At 57.1% G+C, this 12,428-nt stretch carries 7 protein-coding genes and 1 riboswitch; of the genes, 4 read left to right on the top strand and 3 right to left on the bottom strand.

The genetic code is table 11. The features are described 5' to 3' along the window. Positions 1-99: 99 nt before the first annotated feature. On the bottom strand, positions 100-3,807 hold the full coding sequence (metH, locus tag RGW60_RS06980; protein WP_322203357.1) for a methionine synthase: 3,708 nt from the start codon (positions 3,805-3,807) through the stop codon (positions 100-102). Between the two features lie 372 nt (positions 3,808-4,179). Between metH and RGW60_RS06985 the strand changes: the two genes are divergently transcribed. Together RGW60_RS06985 and nfuA are read left to right on the top strand one after the other, a co-directional pair. Next, complete coding sequence (locus RGW60_RS06985) at positions 4,180-5,214, top strand: acyltransferase (protein WP_322203359.1); 1,035 nt, start codon at positions 4,180-4,182, stop codon at positions 5,212-5,214. Between the two features lie 58 nt (positions 5,215-5,272). After that, positions 5,273-5,866 carry a Fe-S biogenesis protein NfuA gene (gene nfuA / locus RGW60_RS06990; protein ID WP_322164577.1) on the top strand — a complete coding sequence of 198 codons (594 nt, stop codon included), beginning with the start codon at positions 5,273-5,275 and terminating at the stop codon, positions 5,864-5,866. A 90-nt stretch (positions 5,867-5,956) separates the two neighbouring features. Here the strand turns inward: nfuA and cobM are convergent, their stop codons facing one another. Both cobM and RGW60_RS07000 read right to left on the bottom strand, forming a co-directional pair. Then, positions 5,957-6,703, bottom strand: coding sequence for a precorrin-4 C(11)-methyltransferase (gene cobM / locus RGW60_RS06995; RefSeq protein WP_322203361.1), 747 nt, complete (start codon positions 6,701-6,703; stop codon positions 5,957-5,959). A gap of 48 nt (positions 6,704-6,751) precedes the next feature. After that, positions 6,752-7,162, bottom strand: coding sequence for a cobalamin biosynthesis protein (locus tag RGW60_RS07000; protein WP_322203363.1), 411 nt, complete (start codon positions 7,160-7,162; stop codon positions 6,752-6,754). A 111-nt stretch (positions 7,163-7,273) separates the two neighbouring features. Beyond that, positions 7,274-7,492, top strand: a riboswitch (cobalamin riboswitch). A 99-nt stretch (positions 7,493-7,591) separates the two neighbouring features. On the opposite strand from RGW60_RS07000, the gene cobW reads away from it, so the two are divergent. Beyond that, positions 7,592-8,656 carry a cobalamin biosynthesis protein CobW gene (cobW, locus tag RGW60_RS07005; RefSeq protein ID WP_322203365.1) on the top strand — a complete coding sequence of 355 codons (1,065 nt, stop codon included), beginning with the start codon at positions 7,592-7,594 and terminating at the stop codon, positions 8,654-8,656. Positions 8,657-8,659: 3 nt separating this feature from the next. Beyond that, on the top strand, positions 8,660-12,424 hold the full coding sequence (cobN, locus tag RGW60_RS07010) for a cobaltochelatase subunit CobN (protein WP_322203367.1): 3,765 nt from the start codon (positions 8,660-8,662) through the stop codon (positions 12,422-12,424). The last annotated feature ends 4 nt before the right edge of the window (positions 12,425-12,428 follow it).

A 12,428-nucleotide genomic window follows, 5' to 3' on the forward strand; every position in this document is an offset into this window, starting at 1 on the left:
TTGGCTCCTACGGTCGATTAAAGGGTAGGTAAGTGATGAGCGTAGGCCACAAATGAAAAACGACCCCGAAGGGCCGTTTTTATTCAGGCAAAAATACAATCAATTGTCATAACCCAGGTTCGGCGAAAGCCAGCGCTCAGTCATGCTCAAGTCCTGGCCTTTGCGCGCGGTATAGCTTTCGATCTGGTCCTTGTCGATTTTGCCGACCGCGAAGTATTGCGCTTGAGGGTGGGCGAAATACCAGCCGCTGACTGAAGCCGCAGGGAACATCGCGTAGCTTTCGGTCAGGAACACGCCGCTCAGCCCGGTCCGGCCATCGTCGCCACGGTCGAGCAAATCAAACAGCGTGCCTTTTTCAGTGTGGTCCGGGCACGCGGGGTAGCCTGGTGCGGGGCGAATGCCGACGTATTGCTCTTTGATGAGGTCTTCATTGGCCAGTTGCTCGTCCTTGGCGTAACCCCAATGGTTTTTCCGCACCTGCTGGTGCAGCCACTCGGCGCAGGCTTCGGCCAACCGGTCGGCCAAGGCCTTGACCATGATCGCGTTGTAGTCGTCGCCGGCATCCTGGTAAGCCTTGGAGACCTCTTCAGCGCCGATGCCGGCGGTGGTGATAAACCCACCGACATAATCGGTCACACCGCTGTCCTTGGGCGCGACAAAGTCGGCCAGGGAGAAGTTAGGCTTGCCGTCGGTCTTGATGATCTGTTGCCGCAGATGGTGCAGCTTGACCCGAGGCACGCCGTCATCGCCGTACAGCTCCAAATCATCGTCATCCACCTGATTAGCAGGCCAGAAGCCAAACACGGCCCGGGCGCTGATCAGCTTTTCGTCGATCAGTTTGCTCAGTAACTCTTTAGCATCGGCAAACAATGACGTCGCGGCTTCACCCACCACTTCGTCAGTGAGGATGCGCGGGTATTTGCCCGCAAGGTCCCATGAGATGAAGAACGGCGTCCAGTCGATGTACTCAGCCAGCACGTTGAGGTCTATATTTTCCAGTACCTTGATACCGGTGAACGTTGGTTTCACTGGTTGATAGGTTGACCAATCAAACTTCGGCTTCTTCGCCAGCGCTGCGCCATAGCTCAAGCGCTCAGTGCGCGAGCTGCGGGCGGCGGTGCGTTCCCGAACGTCAATGTACTCAAGCCGGGTTTTCTCGATGAAGGCTGGTTTCAGCTCCTTGGACAGCAACTGCGTGGCCACACCCACGGCGCGGGAGGCGTCGGTGACGTAGATCACGGCGTCGTTGCTGTATTTGGGCTCGATCTTCACCGCTGTGTGCGCTTTGGAGGTGGTCGCGCCGCCGATCATCAGTGGCAGGAAGAAGTTCTGCCGCTGCATTTCCCGCGCAACGTGAACCATTTCATCCAAGGACGGGGTGATCAGGCCTGACAAGCCGATGATGTCGCACTTGTGTTCTTTGGCGGCCAACAGAATTTTTTCGGCAGGCACCATTACCCCGAGGTCGACGATGTCGTAGCCATTGCAACCGAGGACCACGCCGACAATATTCTTGCCGATGTCATGTACGTCGCCCTTGACCGTGGCCATAAGAATTTTGCCCTTGGCCACCGGTTTGTCGCCTTTTTCCAGTTCAATAAACGGGATCAAGTGCGCAACGGCTTGTTTCATTACCCGCGCCGATTTCACCACCTGTGGCAGAAACATCTTCCCCGAGCCAAACAGATCGCCAACGATGTTCATTCCGGACATCAACGGGCCTTCGATCACTTCGATCGGGCGCTTGAACGACTGCCGCGACTCTTCTGTGTCTTCAACGATGTGCGTGGTGATGCCCTTGACCAGCGCATGCTCCAGGCGTTTGTTCACCGGCCAGCTGCGCCACTCTTCGGTTTCCGCTTCCTTGACACTGCCGTCGCCCCGGTACTTGTCGGCAATCGCGACCAGCGCGTCGGTGCCGTGAGGGGTGCGGTTGAGGACGACGTCTTCGACGATATCGCGCAGTTCGGTAGGGATCTGGTCGTAAATTTCCAGCTGCCCGGCGTTGACGATGCCCATGCTCAAGCCGTTGCGGATCGCGTACAGCAGGAACACCGAGTGAATCGCCTCACGCACTGGGTTGTTGCCCCGGAACGAGAATGACACGTTGGACACGCCGCCCGAGGTCAGGGCGTGGGGCAGGTGGTCGCGAATGTAAGCACAGGCGTTGATGAAATCGACGGCGTAGTTGTTGTGCTCTTCAATGCCGGTCGCGATGGCAAAGATGTTCGGGTCGAAAATAATGTCTTCCGGCGGGAAGCCCACGTCGTTGACCAGAATGTCGTAAGAACGCTTACAGATTTCTTTTTTGCGTTTCTCGGTATCGGCCTGGCCGTTCTCATCGAACGCCATGACGACCACGGCGGCGCCATAACGCTTGCACAGCTTGGCATGATGAATGAACTGCTCGACGCCTTCCTTCATGCTGATGGAGTTGACGATGCCCTTGCCCTGAATGCATTTCAGGCCGGCTTCGATCACTTCCCATTTTGAGGAGTCGATCATGATCGGGACGCGGGAGATGTCTGGCTCCCCGGCAATCAGATTGAGGAAGGTCACCATGGCCTTCTTCGAGTCGAGCATGCCCTCGTCCATGTTGATGTCGATCACCTGAGCGCCGGACTCAACCTGTTGCAACGCCACTTCCAGGGCTTCGGTGTAGTTATCTTCACGAATCAGTCGGGCAAAACGTGCGGAACCGGTGATATTGGTGCGTTCCCCGACGTTGATGAACAACGAGCTGCGATCAATGGTGAACGGTTCGAGCCCTGACAATCGACACGCTTTTGGGATGTCGGGAATAGGGCGTGGCGGATAATTGCTCACCGCATTGGCGATGGCCTTGATATGCGCGGGGGTAGTACCGCAACAGCCGCCAACAATGTTGAGAAAACCGCTCTGGGCAAACTCTTCGATAATCGCAGCGGTCTGGTTCGGCTCTTCATCGTACTCACCAAATGCATTAGGCAAACCTGCGTTTGGGTGAGCAGACACATACGTACCAGCCTTGTTCGATAGTTCTTCCAGATAGGGCCGCAAATCAGCGGCACCCAGCGCGCAGTTCAAGCCCACGGAGATGGGTTTGGCGTGGGCCACGGAGTTCCAGAATGCTTCAGTCGTTTGCCCGGACAAGGTACGGCCCGAGGCGTCGGTGATGGTTCCGGAAATCATGATCGGTAATTCAAAGCCGACGTCCTCGAACACACCCTGTACCGCGAAAATCGCCGCTTTGGCGTTCAGCGTGTCGAAAATCGTCTCGATCAAAATCAGGTCGGCGCCGCCTTCGATCAGCCCGAGGGTGGCTTCGGTGTAGTTTTCCACCAGTTCATCGAAGGTAACGTTGCGATAGCCTGGGTTATTGACGTCTGGCGACAGCGAGCAGGTGCGACTGGTCGGGCCTAGAACGCCGGCGACGAAACGAGGTTTATCCGGCGTCTCCAGGGTTTTTGCGTCAGCCACCTTGCGGGCGAGGCGGGCGCCTTCTACGTTCAACTCATAGACCAGCGCTTCCATGCCGTAGTCGGCTTGGGACACTTGGGTCGCGTTAAACGTGTTGGTTTCAAGGATGTCCGCCCCTGCGTCAAGGTACGCTTTTTCAATAGCGCCAATCACGTCCGGACGACTGAGAATTAACAGGTCGTTGTTGCCTTTTACATCGCTCGGCCAATCGGCAAAGCGCTTGCCGCGGTAGTCTTCTTCTTCAAGCCGATAGCTTTGAATCATGGTGCCCATGCCGCCGTCGAGAATCAGAATGCGCTCTTTGAGGGCTTTTTGGAGAGCTGAAAGGCGAACGCTGCGATCGGACATAGGACTACCTGAAATAGGCTGATACAGAAGGTCGGGGATAATAGCAAACTTGCGCGCTTTTAGTGAGAGTCGCGGTTTTGCATGAATATTTCTCATGTTGAAATCGCCGGTTTGCAGAAAATAGTCCAATGAAATGCTTCAGTGACTCATACGGCGCCGGTGAAGTGCTGGTCACTAGGTGGCTGTACGATCCCTTGTTTCTCACATGCCAAGCGACCGGCCGATCTATCGGTCAATACTCGCCGCCCCACCTACCGGTCATCAAACCGTCGCAACCTTTTCGACTATTACGCGGTCGGAACTACGAACACGACCTGGGGCAGCCGCTGTTCCAGGTTCTTGGTCGCGATTGAAAAACAGGGTGAGTTGCAGATGTTGATTTCGGTTCAAGCCTTGCGGGCACTCGCCGCGTGGGTCGTTGTATGCCACCACTTCATGCAGATTTTCTTTGATTTTCATGCGTCTGGTCCGATAGGGCGATTCTTCACTGATCGGGGGGCGGTTGGGGTCGATATCTTTTTTGTGATCAGCGGCTTGGTGATTTACCTTTCAACGCAAAGCAAAGACATGCCGGTCGGTCGTTTCATGGTCAATCGCATCATCCGCATTGTGCCTGCCTATTGGGTTTATACCGCCGCCATGGGCTTGTTAATCGTGTTCGCCAGGCCGTTACTGCCGCATGCAGTTGTCGATTGGCAGCATTTCATGCTGTCGCTGCTATTTATTCCCTCGGAAAACCCTGGCGGCTACGGCATGTACCCAACGCTCAATGTGGGCTGGACGCTGAATTACGAGATGCTCTTCTATTTATTGTTCTCGACGGTATTCTTGGTTCAGCAACGCCATCGGCCCCTGTTAGTAGCGACAGCATTATTTGCCGTGAGTGGCGTACTGGCGCGCTATGGCTTGATTAGCCATTTTTATGGCAATGACATCGTTTACGAATTTCTCCTCGGGATCGGAATCGGTGTGATCTACCGTCGCGGTTGGGTCGGCAACGGTTTGTGGCTGCCCTTGTTAGCGATTACGGGCGCGTTGATGACTATTTATCACTTGCCTGCAGATGATCGATTTATCAACTGGGGCCTGCCGAGCGCTTTGATTGTTATCGCCTGCATCTCAATGGAACCCTATTTTGAGGGCAACCAATTGCTCAAGGCGCTGGGGGATTGCTCTTACTCGGTCTATTTGCTGCATGTGTTGGTGCTCTATAGCGGGTGGTTAGTTGCCGAGCGTTTTGGGCTGAATCCATACGCGGTGTTTGCGGTTTGCGTGCCGGTAATAGGACTGGGTGCCTGGGGCAGTTACCAATGGATTGAGAAAGGACTGTACCGCCGCCTTAAGGGCTGGTTGGACCAGCACCGAATCGAAAAGACCAAAACGGCCCTTTCCCGACAAAATTACTAGGACTTTGTGCGGCGCGTTTGATTGGCGTAAACTCTGCCTACGTCTGCGAGGAATTTTCATGACCGCTATTACTATTACCGATGCTGCCCACGATTATCTGGCCGATCTGCTTGAAAAGCAGAACACTCCGGGCATCGGCATCCGCGTGTTTATTACCCAGCCTGGCACCCAATATGCTGAAACCTGCATTGCTTATTGCAAGCCGGGCGAAGAAAAACCTGAAGACAACGCCATTGGCCTGAAAAGCTTCACTGCCTGGATTGATAATTTCAGCGAAGCCTTTCTTGACGATGCCGTTGTCGACTACGCCACTGATCGCATGGGCGGCCAACTGACCATCAAGGCGCCAAACGCCAAAGTACCTATGGTCAATGCCGACAGCCCAATCAACGAGCGCATCAATTACTACTTGCAAACCGAAATCAACCCTGGTCTGGCCAGTCATGGCGGCCAGGTGACGTTGATTGATGTGGTCGAAGAAAACGACGAAAACATCGCGGTCCTGCAATTCGGCGGCGGCTGCCAAGGCTGTGGCCAAGCTGACGTTACCTTGAGAGAAGGGATAGAGCGTACGTTGCTCGAACGCATTCCCGAACTCAAAGGCGTCCGCGATGTGACCGATCACTCGCAAAAAGAGCACGCTTACTACTAAGGCTGCTGTTTGACCTGAACAAAAAAAACACCCCGCGGGTTCGGGGTGTTTTTTTGTCGCCGATTTGAGTCGTGCAAAAAGTCACAAAAATTAACGCCGATACACATGGGCATGCCCGGCACGGTATAGCGATGAGTCGGCAAAACTGTTGTTGCCCAGCACCCGGCCAACCAATATCAAAGCCGTACGGCGAAAGCCTTTGGCCCGCACTTTTTCTTCTATATCTGTCAAGTTTCCTACTACCCAATCCTGATCCGGCCAGCTGGCACGATGGACCACTGCAATCGGGCAATCAGCGCCGTAGTGCGGCATTAGTTCGGCCACTATCTTGTGCAGATTGTTCACCCCTAGATGAATGGCCATGGTCGCCCGATGTTGCGCCAGGCTCGCCAGCTCCTCGCCTGCCGGCATCGAGGTTTTGTCCGCGTAACGGGTCAGAATCACGCTCTGGGAAATGTCCGGCAGGGTCAGTTCCACGCCTAACAGCGCTGCGCACGCGGCGGTGGCGGTGACGCCCGGGATGATCTCAAAAGCTATATTCAGTTCGCGCAAGTGACGAATTTGCTCACCAATGGCGCCATAAAGGCTCGGATCGCCGGAATGAACCCTGGCGACGTCTTGGCCTTGTTCATGAGCAGACTTCATCAGCTCAATGATCTGCTCCAAGTGCAACTCTGCGCTATTGATCACCTGCAAAGCGTTATGGCCTGCCAGGACCGCCGTCGGCACCAACGATCCAGCGTAGATAATCACCGGGCAACTGCGAATCAAGCGTTGACCTTTGACCGTGATCAGCTCCGGGTCGCCGGGGCCTGCGCCGATGAAAAAGACGGTCATGGAATCTCCTGAAGCTACAAAGGGCTGGATGAGTGAGCGGAGTGCGGATTATCGAGGATTCGGTACATCACCTGCCAAGGCAAATGTCGCGTGTCGATTTTTGCTGCGGTTGATCAGCAATACGCTGGGGCGTCCGCTGAGCTGTTCCGCCAAGGCCAGGGCTGCGCTTTCTGCCACGCCATGGCAACCGGTATGGGCAAAGGCCAGCGCCGATCGATAGCTCAGCTGTGCGTCGAAGCTTGCCAATTGCGCGGCACTGAAAAACGCCACCGGCAGATCAAGCAGCGCAGCCAGCGCTAGCAGGCCCGGTTCAGTGCTTTTCTGATCAATGGACGCCAAGGCGGTAATCGCGTCGATCCGCAGGCCATGGGCGGCCAGGCTTTGTTCGATCAGTTCGAGCAGCAGGCTTGCAGGGCAGCCGCGCTGGCAGCCAAGCCCCACCACCAGCGTCGTCGACATCCGCTTGCTCCGCTATCGGTAAAGCGTGGCAGGAAACCATGACCGGGCGCGAAACGTCAATCGCGCGACCTGTCGCGAGGCGCTGGTGATTGACCTGCCCAAGGTCACTGCGTAGCCTTGCATCCTTGAGGTTCTCCGGCGCAGGCCGGGGCTAAGAAGGGAACGCGGTCAATGCCGCGGCTGCCCCCGCAACTGTAAACGGTTATGTTCATTGCACAGCCACTGCGCCTGACGCGGGAAGGCGCAATGAACGCGTGCTCGGCGTCTCGCGATGAGGCAGTCGACATGCCACCGTAAGCCAGGAGACCTGCCTCGACATCAGAATTCTCACTACAACCGGGCGGGGTGATCCGGTGGCGAATTGATCCGCGTGCATATGCTGCGCGGTTCTCGTCCTGTTTTGCCCGCCGCTTTGCCAAAGGGCACCCAATGAAAACGCTGGCCAAACTTCCTGTCACCATCGTCACCGGCTTCCTCGGTTCGGGCAAAACCACTTTGCTACGGCACATGCTCGACAACGCTGACGGTCGGCGAATTGCAGTGATCGTCAATGAGTTCGGCGAACTGGGGATTGACGGCGACCTGCTCAAACAATGCAGCATTGGCTGCACCGAAGAAGAAGCCAACGGCCGGGTTTATGAGCTGGCCAACGGCTGCTTGTGCTGCACCGTTCAGGAAGAGTTTTTCCCGGTCATGCGCGAGCTGGTCGCCCGCCGTGGCGATCTGGACCACATCCTGATTGAAACCTCGGGCCTGGCGTTACCCAAACCTTTGGTCCAAGCCTTTCAGTGGCCGGAAATTCGCAACGCCTGTACGGTTGACGCGGTGATCACCGTCGTCGATAGCCCTGCGGTGCTGGCCGGCACCTTCGCGGCGTTCCCGGATCAAGTCGATGCCCAGCGTAAGATGGATCCGAACCTGGACCACGAATCACCGCTGCACGAGTTGTTCGCCGATCAGCTGTCCAGCGCTGATCTGGTAATCCTCAACAAGGCTGACAAGATGGACGCTGCCGGCCTCGCCGCAGTCCGTGCTGAAGTCTCGGAGGAGCTGCCGCCAGCGGTCAAAGTGATTGAGGCCAGCAATGGTCGCTTGCCGATCAGCGTGTTGTTAGGCCTGGGCGCCGAGTCCGAACTGCATATCGACGGTCGCCATAGCCATCACGATTCCCATGAAGGCGCAGACCCTGCTGATCATGACCATGATGCGTTTGACTCAATTTCAATCACCTTGCCGCAGGCTGACGAAAGCTTGTTATTCGATGCCTTGAACCAATTGGTGGTGCAGCACGGTATTTTGCGGGTCAAAGGCTTTGCCGCGATTCCGGGCAAACCGATGCGTTTGCTGATTCAGGGTGTCGGTACCCGTTTCGACAAACATTTCGACCGCGCGTGGCGTGCCGACGAAGAGCGAGTAACCCATTTGGTGTTGATCGGTCAGAAGCTCGACGCCGGGGTGCTTGAAGCCCAGTTGCACGCAGCGGTTGCTGGCTGACCCATGCATTTACTGAGAACCCAGCCCGGCGGATTCGTCCCCGACGACAGCATCGCCGATTTGGGGCAAACCCCGGCCGAGCTGGTGATTCTCTGTAGCGGCGATTCCCACTTGGCGCTGCTCGCGGAAGCGGCGCAACAGTTGCCCGACGATTACCCCAGCGTGCGCCTGGCCAATCCGATGCAGGTGCAGAATCATGCATCGGTGGACCTCTACGTCGATCAAGTGCTGCAACACGCCAAGGTCATTCTTATTTCCCTGCACGGCGGTATCGGTTATTGGCGCTATGGTGTTGAGCGCCTGGTGCAGCTGGCTGAGCGTGGTGTGAAGCTGATTCTGGTGCCCGGCGATGACCGGCCTGACCCGGAGCTTAGCGGCTTAAGCAACGTGACGGCGGAAGAGGGCGAGCGGCTTTGGCATTTTTTGCGTCAGGGTGGCATGCACAATGCGCTGGAGTTGTACCGGTGCTTGGCCAGTCGTTTTCTAGCGCGGGATTATCCGTGGGCTGAACCCGAAACCCTGCCACGCACCGCGATTTATCACCCGCACAAAGCCAACGCTAGCCTGAGCGATTGGCAAGCCCAATGGCAGCCGTCGCAACCGGTGGTAGGGCTGCTGTTTTATCGCTCCCATCTGCAAGCGGCCAACACCGGATTTATCGACGTGTTTTGCGCCCGTTTGCAGGCTCAGGGCCTGAATCCACTGCCCATTGCAGTCGCCAGCTTGAAAGAAGCGGGTTGTCTGGCGGTGGTGGAGGACCTGTTCGATCAGGTCCGGGCTGAGCTGATCCTCAATACCACCGGCTTTGCCCAATCCAGCCCCGAAGCCCCTCATCTGCGACCGTTTCGGCGCAACGTGCCGGTCATTCAAGCTATTTGTGCGCAGGACAACGAGCCCGCTTGGCAGGCCAGTGAACAAGGCTTGGGCGCGCGGGACTTGGCAATGCACATCGCGTTGCCGGAGCTGGACGGGCGGATTATCAGTCGGCCGATCAGTTTCAAGGACTTGGCGTGGCACAGCGAGCGCAGCCAGTCGGACGTGGTGTGTTATCGCGCCCAGCCCGAGCGCATGGATTTTGTCGCGCAGTTGGCGCGGCGCTGGATTGATCTGGCACGGCTACCGAACGAGCAAAAGCACATCGCGTTGATATTGGCCAATTACCCGACCCGAGATGGTCGGATCGGCAACGGGGTGGGGTTGGACACGCCAGCGGCGGCGCTGAATATTTTGCGCGCTATGCAGGCGCAAGGTTATCCGATGGCGCCGTTGCCTGAGAGCGGCACGGCCCTGATTCATGCACTGCTCGGCGGCGTGACCAATGATCTGGACACGATCGACCAGCGTCCCTGTCAGCAAAGCATGGCGCTTGATGACTACCTTGCCGCGTTCAGCCAATTGCCACTGGCCAATCAGCATGCGGTGACTGCACGCTGGGGCGCGCCGCAGGCCGATCCCATGTTTCGCGCTGAGCGAATGATGGTCGCCGGGCTGCGTTTTGGAATGACCTTCGTTGGTATTCAGCCGGCACGGGGTTATCAAGTAGATGCCAGTGCGGTCTATCACGACCCGGATTTGGTGCCGCCCCACGGATACCTCGCGTTCTATTTCTGGTTGCGCAAGGCCTATGGCGCCCATGCGGTGATCCATGTTGGCAAACACGGCAATCTTGAATGGTTGCCGGGCAAAGGCGTGGGGTTGTCGCAGACCTGCTGGCCGGACGCGGTATTGGGCGCGATGCCGAACATCTATCCGTTCATCGTCAACGATCCGGGCGAGGGGGCTCAAGCAAAACGCCGTACCCAAGCCGTGATCATCGACCACTTGATGCCGCCGTTGACCCGAGCCGAAACCTACGGCCCGTTGCGTGACCTGGAAGTGCTGGCCGACGAGTTCTACGAAGCGCAATTGCTCGACCCGCGCCGGGCACGGGAACTGCAACGCGACATTCTTAAGCTGGTCCGGGAAACCCACATCGACCGCGAGCTGCAACTGGGCGAGCAGCTCGACAGCGACGCCGATGCGGGGGTCTGGCTGCCGCGTCTGGACACCTATTTGTGCGACCTCAAGGAATCGCAGATTCGCGACGGTTTGCACATCTTCGGCGAATCGCCCAGCGGTCGGTTGCGCATCGACACCTTGCTGGCCCTATTACGCATCCCCCGAGGCGACGGCCGTGGCGCTCAATCGAGCTTGCTACGGGCCCTGAGCAAAGCTTTCGAGTTGGGTTTTGACCCGTTGAACTGTGAGTTATCCGAGCCTTGGAACGGCCCTCGGCCCGATGTGTTGCTCAGCGTCAGCCAAGACCCTTGGCGAACGGCTGGCGACGTTCGAGAGCGGTTGGAATTGTATGCGGCGCAGCTGATTGAGCAAGTGCTGCACGGGTTACCAATCGACGAATTATCTGAAAACAATGACTTAAAACTTATTCTTCATTCATTGCGCGAAGTGGTTGCGCCGCGCCTTGATGCCTGTGGCCTGGCTGAAATGCAAGGGTTGCTCGATGCACTGAGCGGTCGATTTGTCCCGGCAGGCCCCAGCGGCGCACCGAGCCGTGGTCGCCTCGACGTACTGCCCACCGGGCGCAATTTTTTCTCAGTAGACGTGCGAAATCTGCCGACCACTACCGCTTGGCGAATTGGATTCCAATCGGCCAACCTGCTGCTTGAGCGTCATTTGCAGGACCATGGTGATCACTTGCGTCAGTTGGGTTTGTCGGTGTGGGGCACCGCAACCATGCGCACCGGTGGCGACGACATCGCTCAGGCTATGGCGCTGATGGGCGTGCGTCCGGTCTGGGCTACTGGCAGTCAGCGGGTCGATGATTTTGAAATATTGCCATTGAGCTTGCTGGATCGTCCTCGGGTCGACGTGACACTGCGGGTTTCCGGGTTTTTTCGCGATGCGTTCTCCAACCTGATCCGGCTTTTCGATGCGGCAGTGCAGGCGGTCGCCGCGCTGGATGAACCGGATGAGCTAAACCCGCTGGCGGCCAAGGTCCGTGAAGAGCGGCTTAGGTTTGAAAGCGAGGGATTGCCTGTCGAGGACGCAGCGCGCCAAGCGGGCTGGCGTATTTTTGGTGCTAAACCCGGCGCTTACGGCGCAGGCGTGCAAGGCGCTATCGATGGGCGCCTCTGGCAAACCCGCCAGGATCTTGCGGAGGTTTACCTCAATTGGGGCGGTTATGCGTACGGCGTGGCTGATGAAGGCACGCCCGCACGAGAGCGTTTCGCGCAACGCTTGGGCCAAGTGCAAGCGGTTCTGCAAAATCAGGACAACCGCGAACACGATTTGCTCGATTCCAATGACTATTACCAGTTCCAAGGCGGCATGCTGGCTGCGGTGGAAAGTCTCAGTGGCCAAGCTGCCGCCAGCTATCACGGCGACCACAGTCAGCCGGATTTACCGAAAATTCGAACCCTTAAAGAAGAGCTGAATCGGGTGGTGCGATCGCGGGCGGCCAATCCAAAATGGATCGAAGGGGTCAAACGCCACGGCTACAAAGGCGCGTTTGAAATGGCAGCAACCGTAGACTTCTTATTCGCCTTCGACGCCACGACTCAGTTGATCGACGATCATCAATACGCACTGTTGGCTGATGCTTATCTACTTGATCCTTCGACCCGGGAGTTTATTCAGCAGCACAATCCCGATGCGTTGCGCGACATGACCGAACGCCTGCTCGAAGCTCAGCAACGTGGGTTGTGGCAAGAGCCCGGCGAATACCGCGAGGCGTTGGAAAACCTGCTGCTGGACATTGAAGAAAATTAATCAC

It is taken from the genome of Pseudomonas sp. AB6, assembly GCF_034314105.1.
GTDB lineage: Bacteria > Pseudomonadota > Gammaproteobacteria > Pseudomonadales > Pseudomonadaceae > Aquipseudomonas.